The following is a 16,511-nucleotide window of genomic DNA, read 5'->3' on the forward strand; positions in this document are numbered from 1 at the left end:
GAGATACGAGATACGAGATACGAGATACGAGATACGAGATACGAGATACGAGATAAATGGGGAGTTTAAAAAGGTTGTTGGGATAAAACAAAGGGAAGAAAAAAAATATCGTGGCATAGCCGGGGGGACTATACCACGGGTGCCAACGACACCTTCGCTTGCTGCCGGAGTGATATAGCAAAGCCATATCACCTCTGGAATAAAATTAAAGAGAAGTAGTTTCTCTTCGATGGAGTAACTATACGTCCAGCTACTTATTTTACTTATAAAATTAACGACAGATACCTATGAGAAAACCGACATTGCCTCAAGTGATTGATAATTAATGATTTGTTTTTGTTTGGGAGGGTTTGTACTAGTGAGGTAGTTCTCGCTAGTTGTTGAAAGTAACGTTTTTGACGTAAACGTTTTTAACGAAACTTACGAGTATGTATTTTCGAAAACATTGATTTCACACAATAGAATTGTGGGCATGTATGTGTATCATGGCGTTAATAACAATCTTTCTCATTATCAGTCACGAATTGGGTACTTATGAAACTCTCACAACTAGAGCAAGGAAAGGCGGCTTCTATTGTTGCACTAACAGGTTTAACACCAGACGTAAGGAAGAAACTTATGGTCATGGGTATGTTGCCAAAAACCGAGGTGACGCTTATCCGCCGTGCACCTATGGGTGATCCGCTTCAAGTTGAAGTGAGAGGTGTTTCTATCGCCATTCGTGAAAGCATTGCAGAACAAATCGAGGTTATCTAAATGGATTATCAAGTTCTTACCGTTGGTAACCCGAATAGTGGTAAAACAACACTGTTCAACGCACTGACTGGTGCTAAGCAGCACGTTGGTAACTGGGTTGGTGTCACTGTTGAAAAGAAGACGGGTTTATACTCGCACGCTGGTGATCAGTTTCAACTAACGGATTTACCGGGTATCTACGCACTAGACAGTGGTAATGATGCGAACAGCATCGATGAGTCTATCGCGTCTCGCGCTGTTTTAACTCACCCAGCAGATGTGATCATCAATGTTGTCGACGCTAGCTGTCTAGAACGAAGCTTATATATGACATTACAGCTGCGTGAGTTGGGTCGCCCAATGATCGTTGTGTTGAACAAAATGGATGTATTAAAGCGCGAACGTCAGGTGATTAACCTTAAAGCACTAGAGAAAGAGCTAGGTTGCCCAGTTCTAAGCTTGTCTGCAAACGATAAAGGTCAAGTGGTTCGCTTTAAAGAGCGTCTGCATAAACTGCTTGTGCAAGGTGTGAGCCTTGACCCTATCTCTATTGATTACGATGCCGCGTTAGAAGCTCTTATCCCTTCTGTTGAGTCACTATTTGATGATGCTGACGTATCTCACCGAGCGCTAGCGATTCGTGCTTTAGAAAATGATTACTTGGTATTGAATGGTTTAGCCCCACAAACTCGCACTCAAATTGATAGCGTGCGTCTTGGTGCCGATTTCGATATTGACCTTGCTGTTGCTGACGCTAAATACACTTTCTTACATGACCTTTGTAAACGTGTTCGTCGCAGCGAAGGCAAACTAAGCCGTAACTTTACAGAGAAAGCAGACCAATTCATTTTGAACAAATGGGTCGGTATTCCTTTCTTCTTCGTTATCATGTACCTAATGTTCATGTTCTCTATCAATATCGGTAGTGCGTTTATCGACTTCTTCGATATTGGTGTTGGAGCAATATTAGTTGATGGTGGACACCACTTATTAGATGGCCATTTACCAGTTTGGTTAGTCACTGTACTTGCTGATGGTATTGGCGGCGGTATCCAAACGGTTGCGACCTTTATTCCTGTTATCGCAGCGCTTTACCTATTCTTAGCGGTACTAGAAAGCTCAGGCTACATGGCTCGTGCTGCATTTGTACTTGATAAAGTGATGCAGAAGATTGGTTTACCGGGTAAAGCATTTGTCCCACTTGTACTGGGCTTTGGTTGTAACGTGCCTTCAATCATGGCAACTCGTACTCTTGACCAAGAGCGTGAACGTAAACTGGCAGCATCAATGGCTCCGTTTATGTCATGTGGTGCTCGTTTGCCAGTATACGCACTATTCGCAGCTGCGTTTTTCCCTGGTGCGGGACAAAATGTCGTATTCGCTCTGTACATCATGGGTATTGTTGCTTCTGTATTTACGGGCTTATTCCTTAAAAATACTATCTATCCTGGTAGCAGTGATAGCTTGGTTATGGAGATGCCGGATTACGAGTTGCCGACCGTGCAAAACGTGATGCTGAAAACTTGGCAGAAGCTGAAGCGTTTCGTGCTTGGCGCAGGTAAAACCATCGTAATGGTTGTGGCTATTCTTAGCTTCCTGAATTCATTAGGTATGGACGGCAGTTTTGGTAACGAAGACAGCGAAAGCTCAGTGCTATCTAAAGCGGCTCAAGTTGTGACTCCAGTGTTCCAACCTATTGGTATTACTGAAGAGAACTGGCCTGCAACGGTTGGTATTATTACGGGTATTTTTGCGAAAGAAGCCGTTGTTGGTACATTAAACAGCTTGTACACCACGCCATCAGATGAAGAAGCGGCTGAATTCGATTTAGCAGCAAGCTTGCAAGAAGCCGTCATGACCATCCCTGAAAACCTAGCTGGTTTGAGCTATTCAGATCCATTAGGCATTGAAGTGGGCGACTTATCTGACTCAAGCTCTGTGGCTGCGGATCAAGAGGTTGATACTTCGATCTTTGGTAACTTGAAAGACAAGTTTGTATCAGGGCACGCTGCGTTTGCTTACTTGATTCTTATCCTGCTTTACACACCTTGTGTGGCTGCGATGGGCGCTTATGTTCGTGAGTTTGGTCAGACGTTTGCCCGCTTCATTGCGGTATGGACAATGGCTCTTGGTTACTTCGGTGCAACCTTCTACTACCAAGCAGCAAACTTCGCTGTACACCCAGTAAGTAGTGCTGTGTGGATGGTGGCAATTGCTGGTGGCTTTGTGGTGACGTATCGCGTCTTCAAGAAAATCGGCAGTAAGCAAAAAGCGCTAGAGGTGCAAGTAGTATGATTTTAACTGAACTTCATCAATACATTGATAATGAGGGTGTTGCTGCTCGTAGTGAACTCGCGTCTAAGTTTGGAATGAGCGAAGACGGTGTCGATGCGATGCTGAGTGTTTGGGTCAAGAAAGGGAAAGTTTCCCGCTTGGTCGATACCAACAAGCATGGCCATACAACACGTATTCGTTACACCATCAGCAAACAAGATGGTCTGTCACTGAATGTGATGATGTAGTTCAGAGCTTCATACTCTCGTTGAAAACGGTGAGATTAGACAATAGAAAAGCCGCTCACCTATTTAAGATGAGCGGCTTTTTGTCATGTGTCTATTCTGAACAGCCTTGCTTTAAAGCGTAATGAGATGAACTCGAATTACGCTTTCTTAAAGATAGAGCTCAGTGATAAAACGTTTTGAATGCGAGTATGGATTGCGGCTTGTTCTTCTTCACTGCGTTGCTCGCCTTTGGTGTTGCCCCATACTGGACCTGGCCACGCGATGTCGTCTTTGAAACGTGCAATATGGTGAATGTGCAGTTGTGGCACCATGTTACCCAGCGCGCCTAGGTTTAACTTGTCTGGTTGGAATGTCGCTTCTAATGCTTGGCTTACCGCTTGAGACTCAAGTAAGAACTGCTGTTGTTCTTTCATTGGCAGATGGTGCAACTCTTTTAGGTTGGCGCGTTTGGGTACCAAGATAACCCAAGGCACAGCACTGTCTTTGCTTAGCAGCGCCAAGCTTAGTGGAAATTCGCCGATAAGCGTGGTGTCTTTTGCTAATTGTGGGTGAAGTTCAAAGCTCATGATCTTTCCAATTAATTGTTTTACTTGAGTATAAGGTTGGAGTTGGGATGTGGCTAGCGCTTACGTTCTCAATAAGCAGATTCCCTATCACGTTCGTTCCTCACTGTAGGGAATGACGGCGAGAAGAGGGATAACGATTTGGTGTGGTTTGATGGCGCATCATTGATGTTGTCTTGGATTCACTACACCTATTCTCGTCATCTCCTAGAGCGACGAATGAGCGTAATAGGAGATCTCTTGCTGTGTAGGTTAGCTAATCGCTTAAATAATCGAGTAAACAAACCTCCAGACAAAAAAAGGTTGACGCTTTCACGTCAACCTTTCTAATTTTCTCGAATCTCGAATCTCGAATCTCGAATCTCGAATCTCGAATCTCGAATCTCGAATCGCTTACATGCGCTCTAGAGTGTCGATACCTAGAAGCGATAGACCTTGCTTGATCGTCTTCGCTGTTAGTGCAGCAAGCTTCAGACGGCTCTGCTTAACAGCTTCGTCTTCAGCAACTAGGATAGGGCACGCTTCGTAGAAGCTAGAGAATTGACCAGCTAGTTCGAACAGGTAGCTACACATGATGTGTGGTTGACCTTCACGAGCAACAGACTGTACTGCTTCTTCAAACTGTAGAAGTTTCGCGATAAGCGCTTTCTCTTTCTCTTCAGTGATTTTGATTTCACCTTCAAGCGAGTCCATAGAAATGCCAGCTTTAGCAAATACAGAAGCAACACGAGTGTATGCGTACTGCATGTATGGTGCTGTGTTGCCTTCGAATGCAAGCATGTTGTCCCAATCGAACACGTAGTCAGTAGTGCGGTGCTTAGAAAGGTCTGCGTACTTAACCGCTGCCATAGCAACAGTGTTCGCGATCGCTTTCTTCTCGTCTTCTGCTAGTTCTGGGTTCTTAGATTCGATTAGCTGCGCTGCACGAACTTCGGCTTCATCAAGAAGATCAGCAAGACGAACAGTACCGCCTGCACGAGTCTTGAATGGTTTACCGTCTTTACCTAGCATCATGCCGAATGCGTGGTGCTCAAGAGAAACAGATTCTGGGATGTAACCTGCTTTACGAACGATAGTCCAAGCTTGCATTAGGTGTTGGTGCTGACGTGAGTCGATGAAGTAAAGTACGCGGTCTGCGCCTAGTTCTTCAAAACGGTATTTTGCACAAGCGATATCAGTGGTTGTGTAAAGGAAGCCGCCGTCACGTTTCTGGATGATAACGCCCATTGGGTCGCCATCTTTGTTTTTGTATTCGTCTAGGAATACAACCTGTGCGCCGTCATCTTCTTTTGCAAGACCTTGCTCTTTTAGGTCAGCAACGATAGTTGGAAGCATGTGGTTGTACATGCTTTCGCCCATTACGTCATCACGCGTTAGAGACACGTTTAGGCGATCGTAGTTGCGTTGGTTTTGAATCATTGTTACGTCAACAAGCTTCTTCCACATCTCTGCGCAGAACTCGTCGCCGCTTTGTAGTTTAACAACGTAGCCACGAGCTTTAACTGCGAACTCTTCGTCTTCATCGTAAAGCTTTTTAGATTCACGGTAGAAGCCTTCAAGGTCAGCAAGTTCCATTGAAACTTCGCCAGACTCAGCCTGAACGCGCTCAAGGTTTGCGATAAGCATACCAAATTGAGTACCCCAGTCACCGATGTGGTTAGCACGGATAACGTTGTGGCCTAGGAACTCAAGAGTACGAACGACCGCATCACCGATGATGGTTGAACGTAGGTGACCAACGTGCATCTCTTTCGCAACGTTTGGTGCAGAGTAATCCGCAACAATTGTTTGTGTTTCTGCTACTGCAACACCAAGGCGAGAATCAGCCAATGCTGCGTCTGCTTGTTGTGCTAGGAAAGCTTCATCTAGGAAGATGTTAAGGAAACCTGGGCCTGCGATTTCTACTTTAGAAGCGATACCGTCTAGGTTTAGAACGTCCAATACTTTTTGAGCAAACTCTCGAGGATTAGTGCCTAGTCGCTTAGCAACGCCCATAACGCCGTTTGCTTGGTAGTCACCAAATTGTGGTTTTGCAGATTGGCGAACAGCCGCAGGAGAGCCTGCAGGTGCGCCTGCGGCTTCTAGAGCCTGAGATACTTTGTCATTAATAAGTGCTTGGATATTCACACGCGTTTCCTTCAATTCAAGGATGATAAGAGTGGCCGTTATTTCGAGGTCATTAAATTGGTTAATTATGCATCTAGTTAACGATTTAATGCCGAAATGAACAACAGACACTGTTTAAGTTCACAAAAATGGCGTTAATCATACCAATTTTGTGGGGGTTCTTATAGGTCGAATTGATAGAAAATTAACATTTCCTGAGTGGTTTTTGACAATCGACTTTTAGCAAGACGCGTTTGCATGTTTAAGGAGCGAAAAGAACATAGTTATTGAGTGTTTTTTGTAAAAGCAACGCTTGTTGCAAAAGGCAAAACTGATAACATGCAGCCATTATTTGGAGAACACAGACAATGATGATGAGCCTGAAGCAAGCTGAACTAGAACCACAACAAATGATCGCCCGCCTTGATACTTTTATGGCAAAAATCGAGAGCCTAGGAAATACATTAGGTTTGGATTTAAGCTTTGCTCAAGCGGATCATATTGCGCTGCGAATCAATGACACTGAGCTAGCGAAATCTGCCCATCAAGCGTGGTCTGAGTACGGCTCTATGATTTCTGAGGCGATGATTAATGGTCGTCCAATTGTGGTGTTGGCTTTCGATGAACCCTTGCAAAGCCTTGGCTGGAAAATTGAATGTTTGGAGCTGCCATATCCAGCAGAAGGTAAGATTTACCCAAGCCAAGATTGGGAACATGTAGAGTTTGTGATTCCTTCTCATGCCCAAACAGCTGATGAGTATCTAGCGGATCTTAAAGAAACTTACCCGCAGTTCGCTGCTAACTTTGAAACGCTGGGTGAGCAAGGCGTTAAGATCAAACTCTCTAGCCCGAAAGGCGAGGGTGAACGCTTGAATAACCCAACAGTGGCTTTTAAACATCAAGGGATTTGCATCAAGCTGCATCCACACTCTTTGAAGAAGATTGTGGAATCAGAACAGGCTTAATTTGAATAGAGAGTTGCTAGGAAAGAGATTCCTGATCTCGCCTTGGCTCGTCGGAATGACGGGGTGTTTGATGAAATTTTCCAGAGTCTATCTGGATAGTGACAGACTGAGCGTTCGAGAGCGTATGTTAGAGCCTATAGCTCGAAGGTTCATCACCGAGTTCGTCATTCCCGATAGCGACGAAGGAGCGTAGTCGGGAATCTCTCAAAGCGAGTCTGATCATCAGATACAAAAAACGCGCGATGGGCTTTCCCTATTGCGCGTTTTTTATTGGGTTCTAACTGGAAGTCTTACCGGAAATCGAATATCCGATTTACAGAATTACAGTCTTGTTGCCGTAAACAAACACATGATCATTGATCACCTTGTTTAACGCCTTACTTAATACATTCTTCTCTACGTCACGACCGGCTTGTGCCATGTCTTTCGCGCTGAAGTTGTGATCCACAGGGATAACATCTTGCTTGATGATTGGACCTTCATCCAAATCATTCGTCACAAAGTGTGCCGTTGCGCCAATGATCTTCACGCCGCGCTCATACGCTTGTTGGTATGGCTTCGCGCCAATAAATGCTGGCAAGAAGCTGTGGTGGATATTGATGATCTTGTGGTGGTATTTTTCAACAAAACCTGGTGTCAGCACTCGCATGTACTTAGCCAAAACAAGGTAATCCGCCTCGTACTGGTCAATCACTTCTAGCATCTTCTTCTCATGTTCTTCACGGTTTAGCCCTTCGTGAGAAACATGGTGGTAAGGGATGTCAAAACGCTCGGTTAGGCTTTGTAGAATGTCGTAGTTACCGACAACGGCCGCAATTTCAACGTCTAAGCTGCCATCGAAGTTCTTCATTAGAATGTCGCCAAGGCAGTGTGCTTCCTTGGTCACGAGTATCACAACACGCTTGCGAGACGAATCAACAAGCTTACGTTTCGTATTTGGTGGCAGGGCTTGATCTAAATCGGCAAGTAAGGTTTCGTCATTGAAATACCCTTCAAGCTCGGTGCGCATAAAGAAGTGGCCACTTGTGTTATCTACGAACTCATTGTTGTGAATAATATTGAGTTGGTGCTTATAACAAATATTGGTGATCTTAGAGATGAGGCCGGGGGCATCAGTACAATGTGTTAGTAAAGTTTTTCTTTCCATTTGCATCTTACTTCCATGAAATGTTGCACTTATTATATGAAATCGGGATTCTTCAAATTTAATGCAGGCCGTCGAACGGTGAACTGAGCCGCAATATCACCGTTATAATTAATCTATTATCAAGTTGGTTTCAACAAATTCTGCTGCTCATTTATCGCTTTGATAAATTGTTTGATATAGAAATATCAGTTTTTAGATAGAAAAACAGGCAGAAGCTTCATTTTTAAAAGTTTTGACCGTAGTACGCATTTGAACTTCAACCGAGGCATTTACGCCTTGGCCAAAAATAGAGGTGATACTTATGGATAAAGAGTTACTAGCCAAAAAACTGTACTGCAAGCGAGTGAATTCATTGGCGAGAGGTACCGAATTAGATGGTCATGTTCTAGATGAAATGTGGGAAAGTAAGACCTCACCAACCGATGCAGCGAAAGCCATACAGCCTGGTGATAACCATTTTGAAGGTGCTCCTTGGCTATCACGTTATCTCAGTCGAAAATAAAAACGATTCTCTAATTCCTACTTCTTCAATTCTTACCTTCAAGGTAACTTAAGCCACGTCAAGCCAAACCAAACACCTCCGGTGCGAAGTCATTCTTGATTCGCGCCGGCTCACTAAACCTGCCATAATTCTCCTTCTCTTTTTCTAAACTTCGTACTCTATGATATCTAAAACGTTTTCTGTTGATGGCGCTCTGGGCAAAGCTATCCCTGGGTTTCAACCAAGACAAGCTCAGTTAGACATGGCTGAAGCGGTTTCACAAGCTATTGAAAATCAAAGCCAGTTGGTTGTTGAGGCTGGAACAGGTACTGGTAAGACGTTTGCTTACCTAGTGCCTGCGCTGCTTAGTGGCAAGAAAACCATCATTAGTACGGGGTCTAAAAACCTTCAAGAACAGCTGTTTCACCGAGATTTACCCTTGATGGTCGATGCGCTTGGCTTTTATGGTCAAGTTGCGTTGCTCAAAGGACGTTCAAACTATTTGTGTTTGGACAGACTCAGCCGCCAAATGATCGAGAGTCATGGTGCTCATACCGATCCAACGCTGCTGGCTCAGTTAGTCAAAGTTCGTAGTTGGTCGTCATCCACTCAAACGGGTGATTTAGGCGATTGTGATGATATCGCTGAAGACAGCCCGGTTATTCCAACCATTACCTCGACCAATGATAATTGCTTGGGTAAAGAGTGCCCAAGCTATACCGATTGCTTTGTGCTTAAAGCGCGTAAAAAAGCGATGGATTCCGATGTGGTGGTCGTAAACCACCACCTTTTCCTAGCTGATTTGGCGATCAAAGAAACCGGATTTGGCGAATTGATACCTGAAGCTGACGTGTTTATTTTCGATGAAGCACATCAACTTCCTGACATCGCCAGCCAGTACTTCGGACAATCGGTTTCCAGTCGACAGATCCAAGAGTTAGCCAAAGACATTGAAATTGCTTACCGAACTGAAGCCAAAGACATGCGTCAGCTACAGAAAGTAGGGGATAGGCTCGTTCAATCGTCAGCCGATCTGCGTATTGTGCTTGGTGATACCGGCTTTCGTGGTAACTGGCGCGAAGCTTTGAAATCCGAGTCGATTGCACGCGAGTTAGTTCGTTTGCAAGATGCTCTGCAACTTGCTGTTGATGTATTGAAGTTAGCACTTGGGCGAAGCCAGCTGTTAGATACCGCTTTCGAACGCGCAAATATGATTAAGTCGCGTATCGAACGTGTGTGCGATGTGTCGATCACTGGCTATTCGTATTGGTATGACACTACACCGCGCCACTTTGCTCTGCATATCACACCGCTTTCTGTCGCCGATAAATTCCACGAACAGATTGAGCTGAAGCCGGGCGCATGGGTGTTTACCTCAGCAACCTTGGCGGTGTCGGATGATTTCGAACACTTTACTTCTCGATTAGGGTTAAAACCGTCGGCACAGTTTTCACTGCCGAGCCCGTTTGATTATCCGAATCAAGCGCGCTTGTGTGTGCCTCGTTATCTTCCAGAACCGAATAGCCCCGGTCTCGCGGATAAGCTAGTAAGAATGCTGACTCCTGTGATTGAGCAAAACCAAGGCCGCTGTTTCTTCTTGTGTACTTCACACAGCATGATGAAAGAGTTGGGGGAGCGATTCCGTGAAACCCTCTCGGTTCCCGTTCTATTGCAAGGTGAGACAAGTAAGCAAAAAACCTTAGCCGAATTCATGGAATTAGGTAACGCATTGCTGGTGGCTACAGGTGCTTTCTGGGAGGGGATAGATGTTAGGGGCGACGCATTAAGCTGTGTTATCATCGATAAATTGCCCTTTACAGCCCCTGATGACCCTTTACTTAAGGCTCGAATCGAGGACTGTAAGCTAAAAGGGGGTGATCCTTTTGCACAAGTACAGTTGCCAGACGCTGTGATTACCTTGAAACAAGGTGTCGGCCGATTGATACGTGATAAACGTGATAATGGCGCTTTAATTATTTGCGATAACCGCTTGGTGACCCGCGATTACGGTGGTGTGTTTTTGGCGAGTTTACCGCCTATCCCACGTACCCGTGACTTAGGGATCATTAAAGAATTCTTAGCTAAAGACCATTCAACCGCTGCTGAGTAATTGGCATTGTTGAGCTTAGCCATTATTTTTAGATTAGATAACGAATATTTGAGACACGAATGAGCGCGAAAATTCTTGCAGTAGATACCGCAACTGAAAACTGTTCAGTTGCACTAGTAATGGGTGACCAGGTGTTCGCACGTAGCGAAGAGGCTCCTCGAGACCATACGAAAAAAATTCTACCTATGGTTGATGAAGTACTGAAAGAAGCGAACATCGCTTTAACCGATATCGACGCAATCGCGTTTGGCCAAGGCCCAGGCAGCTTCACGGGTGTACGTATTGGTATTGGTATTGCTCAAGGCTTAGCTTTTGGTGCTGATTTACCGATGATCGGTGTATCTACACTGGCAGCGATGGCGCAAGGCAGCTACCGTAAATTTGGTGAAACTCACGTAGCTACAGCGATTGATGCTCGCATGAGTGAAGTATACTGGGCTCGTTACAGCCGTGAAGATGATGGTCGTTGGACTGCGGTTGATGCGGAATGTGTTACGCCTCCAAGCGAATTAGCTGCGCAGCTTAAAGCGGATTCTGAGACATGGGCAAAAGTCGGCACCGGTTGGGAAGCGTATGCAGAGCACATGGACACACTAGCGATTAACACCAAAGCGTGTGAAGTCCTGTTTCCAGAAGCTCAAGATATGGCGTTCCTTGCTCAATTTGCTTACGCAGAAGGTAAAGCGGTTGCAGCAGAAGAGTCTGAGCCTGTTTATCTTCGTGATAAAGTGACGTGGAAAAAACTGCCAGGTCGAGAGTAAGTACGTATTATTTTGGCTTTGCATTCACTTTGCAGAGCCAAAATAAAAACAGATACACAATCATTAACATCAGGTAATAAACTCTTTAAGCATGGTTTCACTAAACGGCTTACCTCCTTCTTCGATAGGCAATACATCCAAAACCAATCGAACCAACAAAAAGAACGAGGTAAAAAAAGGCGATGCAAAAACCTCAGTTGGTCAGCCAACTAAGGTCGCGAATGCTGTCTCGCATTCGATTCGCCAAGTCAAAGAATCTGAGATCCACAAAGCTCAGGTTCAATATGATCTTCCAAAAGGGCGTGGACGACGTGCGATGGAGGAGTATATGGACGTGATGAATCAAGCTAAAAAAGAGGAACTTGCGAAGCTTATTGGGGTCGATATTTATATCTAGCTTTGTGCTTTCATTTATCCTTTTCTAAGGACCAGCATTATGTTTTCTCTCATTTCTAAATCTCGCTTATTTTTCCTTGTCGCCTTCTCTTCGATGGTGATGGGTTGCTCATCTCTACCAGAAGAACTTAATGCAAACTCTGAACAGGTGGTAACTGACTACCAAGAGTGGGTAAACACGGTGCCAGACGCTGGTGATGTTCGCTTAGGTGGTGTGATAGCTAAAGTCACTAACTTACAAGATAAGACTCGTGTTGAAGTGGTTAACTTGCCGATCTCAAGCAACGGTAAGCCAGATATTGATGCCGAGCCAAAAGGGCGTTTTGTTGGTTACATTGATGGTTATGTAGAACCTTTGAGCTTTGCTGAAGGCCGTTTAGTCACCTTGGTTGGAACATCAAGTGGTACTGAAGATGGCACCGTTGGTGATTACCCTTATACCTTCCCAGTAATGAATGTCTACAACCAACGTTTATGGCAGATTACTGAGCGAGTGGTCATCAACGACTTTGCGCCAACCTATTACTCTTGCCGCAGTTTGCATTGTCGCAGCTTTCAAACCATGCCTAAGTCAGGCCGTGTGATTCAAGATGTGGAATAGTTGAACCTGAAATCGACACACTAAACGATAGGGACACCATACAATCAATGATTGAAAAGTCATATTCCCTTGCGAGCGGGACGCTTGCAACACAACAGATTGGCAACTCAAAAACGACCGCAACGACGGTCGTTTTTATTCATGGTTGGCTAGATAATTCTGCAAGTTTCACTCAGGTTATGCCGCAAATAGCCAAGCTTTCTCCAGATACTCACCTCGTTGCTATCGATCTCTTCGGACACGGTTTCTCGTCGCATAAACCGGGAAGTTATTACCCATTTCACGACTATATTGATGATTTGCATCAGTTGGTGACTAAATTATCGCCAAACAGACTGGTACTGGTAGGACATTCACTTGGTGCATTGATCGCAAGTTGCTATAGTGCCGCCTTTCCTGAAAAGGTGTCAGGATTAATTCAAATTGAAGGTCATGGACCTCTTTCAGAAGCTCCCCACGAAACAGTCTCTCGTTTGAGAGATGGGGTACTCAGTCGTCTTCGACAGCGAAGAAAGCCTTCACGTCCTCTGGCAAGTCTTGAGGATGCTATTAAGCTGAGAGCTCACGCCAATCAAATCAAAGCAGAACTCATTGCTCCTATTGTTGAACGAGGAATCGTTGAGCTAAGTAATGTTGATCGGACTGTTGTTACTCAAGCTGCTTTTGAACAAGCAATTGTAGATCAAGTTGCTCTTAGTCAAGCAACTGTAGCTCAAGGTAGTGCCGAGTTTGATAACTCTTGGCAATGGCGATGCGACCCTAACCTAAAATGTGACTCGTTATATCGAATGTCACAAGCGCATGCTGAAGCGATCATGGCGGCTATTGAATGCCCTCAATTAATAGTTTTAGGAAATGATGGATTCCGACATTTGCAGCATAATCGCTACAAATCAGTGCATAGTCCTCTGCATATAGAGACTGTTCCTGGCGGACATCATTGCCATTTAGAGAGCCCAGAGCTAGTTTCAGAGCTAATTCTTGGTGTAGTTAACAAAATTTAAACAAGTGTTTGAGCCTTTTAGTGCTCATGCACTAAAGCTGTGCTGTAATACCGCAATGATAAAAAGCGGCGAAGCAGTCGTCAGCTGATAAACGAGGAGTAACATAGTGGACAAACCTTGGCTTTCACGTTATCCAAGTGACGTACCAGAGACGATCAACCCAGATCAGTACCCATCTCTTATTGAAATGTTCGAACAGTCAGTACAGAAGTACGCAGACCAACCAGCATTCGAGAACATGGGGTCTATCATGACATTCCGTAAGCTTGAAGAGCGCAGTCGTGCTTTTGCTGCTTACCTGCAGAATGATCTAAAACTGAAGAAAGGCGATCGTGTCGCGCTGATGATGCCAAACCTGCTGCAATACCCAATTGCACTCTTTGGTGTACTGCGTGCAGGTATGATTGCAGTGAACGTCAACCCACTGTACACGCCTCGTGAACTTGAACATCAATTGAATGACTCTGGCGCAAAGGCGATTGTTATCGTTTCTAACTTTGCGAGCACGCTAGAAAAAGTCGTTGATAAAACTCCGGTTAAACACGTTGTGCTAACCAGCTTGGGGCAAATGCTGCCACGAGCGAAAGGTACGATTGTCGACTTCGTAGTGAAATACGTAAAAGGCATGGTGCCTAAGTATGATCTGCCGGGTGCTATCTCATTCAGAAAAGCGCTGCACAAAGGTCGTCGTCTTCAATATGTGAAACCGTTCATGGCGGGTGATGACATCGCGTTCCTACAGTACACTGGTGGTACAACAGGTGTAGCGAAGGGCGCAATCCTAACGCACCGCAATATGATTGCGAACGTACTTCAAGCGAAAGGGGCTTACGGTCCTGTTCTGCAAGAAGGCCGCGAGTTGGTTGTAACGGCATTACCGCTTTACCACGTATTTGCACTGACGGTGAACTGCTTACTGTTTGTTGAGATGGGTGGTCGTAACCTTCTAATTACTAACCCTCGTGACATTCCTGGCTTTATTAAAGAGCTGCAAAAGGTTCCGTTTACCGCGATTACTGGCGTAAACACCTTGTTCAATGCGCTCGTGAATAACGAAGATTTCCACGAATTGGACTTCAGTAACATGCGTTTATCTGTTGGCGGTGGTATGGCGGTTCAACGCGCTGTTGCTGAGCAATGGAAGAAAGCGACAGGTGTCCACCTACTTGAAGGCTATGGTTTAACCGAATGTGCTCCTTTGGTCACAGGTAATCCATACGATCTGAAAGACTACACAGGTGCAATCGGCCTACCAGTACCATCAACTGAAGTTCGTATTGTTGATGATGAAGGTAAAGTGGTTGGTAATGACCAAGTGGGTGAATTGCAGGTTCGTGGTCCTCAAGTGATGCAAGGCTACTGGCAACGTCCAGAAGCGACCAAAGAAGTGATCGACCAAGATGGTTGGTTATCGACTGGTGATATCGTTAAGTTTGATGACGAAGGCTTGTTGTACATCGTAGACCGTAAGAAAGACATGATTCTAGTGTCAGGCTTCAACGTTTACCCGAACGAGATTGAAGATGTTGTGGCTCTGCATGGCAAAGTGTTAGAAGTTGCGGCTATCGGCCAACCTCATGAGGTGTCTGGTGAGCTGGTTAAGATTTACGTTGTGAAACGTGACCCTAGCCTAACCAAAGAAGACATTATCGCGCACTGTCGTGAACACCTAACTGGCTACAAGATCCCTAAATTGATTGAGTTCCGTGAAGAACTACCAAAAACCAATGTAGGCAAAATCTTGCGCAGAGTGCTTCGTGAAGAAAATGACGCAGAGCTTGCCAAACGCGCAAGCGAGTAATCACGGGTTTGCGAGAAATTAGCCCCCGAAACCATTCAGGCGCTTAATCTAAGCGAGCGCTGAAAAATGGTGTTAGAATGCCGACAGTTAATGTCGGCATTTTTGTATCCGGCGATCAAAGTAAAATCAGTGAGAGTTTTGTGGATTATCAAATCATTACCCAAGTTAAAGACCTTGAGCGAGTTTGCCAACAAGCACGTGAAGCCGATGTTGTTATGCTTGATACAGAGTTCGTTCGTACAAGAACCTATTACCCTCAATTAGGCTTAATTCAGTTATTTGATGGTGAAACGCTGTCACTGATTGATCCTATTGCTCTTGATGAAATGACCCCGTTTGTTGGGCTGTTGAAAGACACGTCAGTACTGAAAGTGTTACATGCGTGTGGCGAAGATCTAGAAGTATTCCAGAACGCATTTGGCTGTACGCCAACACCAATGGTTGATACGCAGATCATGGCAGCCTTCTTAGGTCATGGTCTTTCAACTGGCTTTGCGGCTCTAGTTTCTGAGTTTGTAGGTGTTGACCTAGATAAGAGTGAATCTCGTACTGACTGGCTAGCGCGTCCGCTTTCTCAAAAGCAACTCGACTATGCAGCGGCAGACGTTCACTACTTGATGCCAATGTACAACAAGCTTCTCGAAAAAGTGATGGAAGCAGGCTGGTGGGAAGCGGCGCAACAAGAGTCTGATTTACAAGTAGCTAAGCGCATCCGTAAAGCAAACCCAGACAACGCTTACCTTGATATTAAAGGCGCGTGGCAGCTAAAACCTCAACAGCTAGCGATTTTAAGACCGCTAGCAACTTGGCGTTTAAAAGAAGCGATTAAGCGTGACTTAGCGTTGAACTTTGTCTTTAAAGAACAAGACCTATGGGCAGTGGCTCGTTTCGCGATGAAAGATCCTAAGCATATGGAGCAGGAAGGTTTTGATTACCGCTCTGTACGTCGCCATGGTGCGAAGATCAGCTCAATCGTAAAGTTAGCGGAACATACACCAGAAGAAGAGTACCCAGCACCAGTAGAACGTCTAATGGACTTCCCTGGCTACAAGCAACTCTTCAAAGTGCTGAAAGATGAAGTGAAAACAGCATCGCAACACAGTGGTTTAGCGACCGAGTTTTTGGCATCGAAGAAGCAACTTAACCAAGTGTTAAGCTGGATTTGGAAGTACGATCGTAACCCAGAGAAGCTACCTGATGTCATGCAAGGTTGGCGTCTAGACGTAGTTGGCGAGAAGTTAAACAAAGCAATCAAGTAACTGTATATCTGCAGTAAACAACGAATGCTTTAGAGATAAAAGTTTCAGACACAAAAAAGA

15 protein-coding genes are annotated in these 16,511 nt (G+C 44.9%); 12 read left to right on the plus strand and 3 right to left on the minus strand.

Translation table 11 applies throughout. The features are described 5' to 3' along the window. Positions 1–534: 534 nt before the first annotated feature. The 3 genes from AB6F11_RS05725 to AB6F11_RS05735 are packed head-to-tail and all read left to right on the plus strand — an operon-like array spanning position 535 to position 3,257. The gene (locus AB6F11_RS05725; protein ID WP_004734203.1) at positions 535–756 is read left to right on the plus strand and encodes a FeoA family protein; all 222 of its coding nucleotides are present in this window, start codon (positions 535–537) and stop codon (positions 754–756) included. Beyond that, on the plus strand, positions 757–3,030 hold the full coding sequence (feoB, locus tag AB6F11_RS05730; protein WP_102393262.1) for a Fe(2+) transporter permease subunit FeoB: 2,274 nt from the start codon (positions 757–759) through the stop codon (positions 3,028–3,030). Further along, positions 3,027–3,257 (plus strand): FeoC-like transcriptional regulator, encoded by a 231-nt coding sequence (locus tag AB6F11_RS05735; protein ID WP_004734201.1) that lies wholly within the window; start codon positions 3,027–3,029, stop codon positions 3,255–3,257. The genes feoB and AB6F11_RS05735 overlap by 4 nt, the downstream gene beginning before the upstream one ends. A 137-nt stretch (positions 3,258–3,394) precedes the next feature. Here the strand turns inward: AB6F11_RS05735 and AB6F11_RS05740 are convergent, their stop codons facing one another. Together AB6F11_RS05740 and argS are read right to left on the minus strand one after the other, a co-directional pair. Further along, positions 3,395–3,823, minus strand: coding sequence for an HIT domain-containing protein (locus tag AB6F11_RS05740; protein ID WP_004734200.1), 429 nt, complete (start codon positions 3,821–3,823; stop codon positions 3,395–3,397). A gap of 390 nt (positions 3,824–4,213) precedes the next feature. Continuing rightward, entirely contained in the window at positions 4,214–5,947 is a 1,734-nt protein-coding gene (gene argS / locus AB6F11_RS05745; protein ID WP_017063415.1) for an arginine--tRNA ligase, read from the minus strand. Positions 5,948–6,294: 347 nt separating this feature from the next. On the opposite strand from argS, the gene AB6F11_RS05750 reads away from it, so the two are divergent. Beyond that, positions 6,295–6,891 (plus strand): VOC family protein, encoded by a 597-nt coding sequence (locus AB6F11_RS05750; protein ID WP_017070298.1) that lies wholly within the window; start codon positions 6,295–6,297, stop codon positions 6,889–6,891. 313 nt (positions 6,892–7,204) lie between these two features. Here AB6F11_RS05750 and purU read toward each other — a convergent pair whose 3' ends face one another. Next, positions 7,205–8,038, minus strand: coding sequence for a formyltetrahydrofolate deformylase (gene purU / locus AB6F11_RS05755; protein ID WP_029235131.1), 834 nt, complete (start codon positions 8,036–8,038; stop codon positions 7,205–7,207). 301 nt (positions 8,039–8,339) lie between these two features. Here purU and AB6F11_RS05760 point away from each other — a divergent pair, with 301 nt between their 5' ends. The 8 genes from AB6F11_RS05760 (at position 8,340) to rnd (ending at position 16,451) form a co-directional block, all read left to right on the plus strand. Beyond that, entirely contained in the window at positions 8,340–8,540 is a 201-nt protein-coding gene (locus tag AB6F11_RS05760) for a hypothetical protein (protein WP_017062381.1), read from the plus strand. Between the two features lie 160 nt (positions 8,541–8,700). Then, positions 8,701–10,629, plus strand: a complete 1,929-nt coding sequence (locus AB6F11_RS05765; protein ID WP_102393263.1) for an ATP-dependent DNA helicase — start codon at positions 8,701–8,703, stop codon at positions 10,627–10,629. Positions 10,630–10,688: 59 nt separating this feature from the next. Continuing rightward, positions 10,689–11,390: a tRNA (adenosine(37)-N6)-threonylcarbamoyltransferase complex dimerization subunit type 1 TsaB gene (tsaB, locus tag AB6F11_RS05770; protein WP_102393264.1), complete on the plus strand. Its 702-nt coding sequence runs from the start codon at positions 10,689–10,691 to the stop codon at positions 11,388–11,390. 91 nt (positions 11,391–11,481) lie between these two features. Beyond that, positions 11,482–11,787: a chromosome partitioning protein ParA gene (locus tag AB6F11_RS05775; RefSeq protein ID WP_102393265.1), complete on the plus strand. Its 306-nt coding sequence runs from the start codon at positions 11,482–11,484 to the stop codon at positions 11,785–11,787. Between the two features lie 39 nt (positions 11,788–11,826). After that, a complete protein-coding gene (locus tag AB6F11_RS05780; RefSeq protein WP_017079484.1) occupies positions 11,827–12,387 on the plus strand; it encodes a Slp family lipoprotein in 561 nt (186 codons plus the stop codon). Positions 12,388–12,434: 47 nt separating this feature from the next. Continuing rightward, positions 12,435–13,391, plus strand: a complete 957-nt coding sequence (locus tag AB6F11_RS05785) for an alpha/beta fold hydrolase (RefSeq protein WP_102393266.1) — start codon at positions 12,435–12,437, stop codon at positions 13,389–13,391. A gap of 106 nt (positions 13,392–13,497) precedes the next feature. Next, complete coding sequence (fadD, locus tag AB6F11_RS05790) at positions 13,498–15,192, plus strand: long-chain-fatty-acid--CoA ligase FadD (RefSeq protein WP_102420208.1); 1,695 nt, start codon at positions 13,498–13,500, stop codon at positions 15,190–15,192. Between the two features lie 140 nt (positions 15,193–15,332). Beyond that, positions 15,333–16,451 carry a ribonuclease D gene (gene rnd / locus AB6F11_RS05795; RefSeq protein ID WP_102393286.1) on the plus strand — a complete coding sequence of 373 codons (1,119 nt, stop codon included), beginning with the start codon at positions 15,333–15,335 and terminating at the stop codon, positions 16,449–16,451. The last annotated feature ends 60 nt before the right edge of the window (positions 16,452–16,511 follow it).

It is taken from the genome of Vibrio sp. 10N.247.311.14, from assembly GCF_041467715.1.
GTDB lineage: Bacteria > Pseudomonadota > Gammaproteobacteria > Enterobacterales > Vibrionaceae > Vibrio > Vibrio crassostreae_C.

Excerpts from the sequence above, each read along its gene's own strand:
- AB6F11_RS05725 (WP_004734203.1), top strand. The coding sequence starts at position 535 with ATGAAACTCTCACAACTAGAGCAAGGAAAGGCGGCTTCTATTGTTGCA.
- feoB (WP_102393262.1), top strand. The coding sequence starts at position 757 with ATGGATTATCAAGTTCTTACCGTTGGTAACCCGAATAGTGGTAAAACA.
- AB6F11_RS05735 (WP_004734201.1), top strand. The coding sequence starts at position 3,027 with ATGATTTTAACTGAACTTCATCAATACATTGATAATGAGGGTGTTGCT.
- AB6F11_RS05740 (WP_004734200.1), bottom strand. The coding sequence starts at position 3,823 with ATGAGCTTTGAACTTCACCCACAATTAGCAAAAGACACCACGCTTATC.
- AB6F11_RS05750 (WP_017070298.1), top strand. The coding sequence starts at position 6,295 with ATGATGATGAGCCTGAAGCAAGCTGAACTAGAACCACAACAAATGATC.
- purU (WP_029235131.1), bottom strand. The coding sequence starts at position 8,038 with ATGGAAAGAAAAACTTTACTAACACATTGTACTGATGCCCCCGGCCTC.
- AB6F11_RS05760 (WP_017062381.1), top strand. The coding sequence starts at position 8,340 with ATGGATAAAGAGTTACTAGCCAAAAAACTGTACTGCAAGCGAGTGAAT.
- AB6F11_RS05765 (WP_102393263.1), top strand. The coding sequence starts at position 8,701 with ATGATATCTAAAACGTTTTCTGTTGATGGCGCTCTGGGCAAAGCTATC.
- tsaB (WP_102393264.1), top strand. The coding sequence starts at position 10,689 with ATGAGCGCGAAAATTCTTGCAGTAGATACCGCAACTGAAAACTGTTCA.
- AB6F11_RS05775 (WP_102393265.1), top strand. The coding sequence starts at position 11,482 with ATGGTTTCACTAAACGGCTTACCTCCTTCTTCGATAGGCAATACATCC.
- AB6F11_RS05780 (WP_017079484.1), top strand. The coding sequence starts at position 11,827 with ATGTTTTCTCTCATTTCTAAATCTCGCTTATTTTTCCTTGTCGCCTTC.
- AB6F11_RS05785 (WP_102393266.1), top strand. The coding sequence starts at position 12,435 with ATGATTGAAAAGTCATATTCCCTTGCGAGCGGGACGCTTGCAACACAA.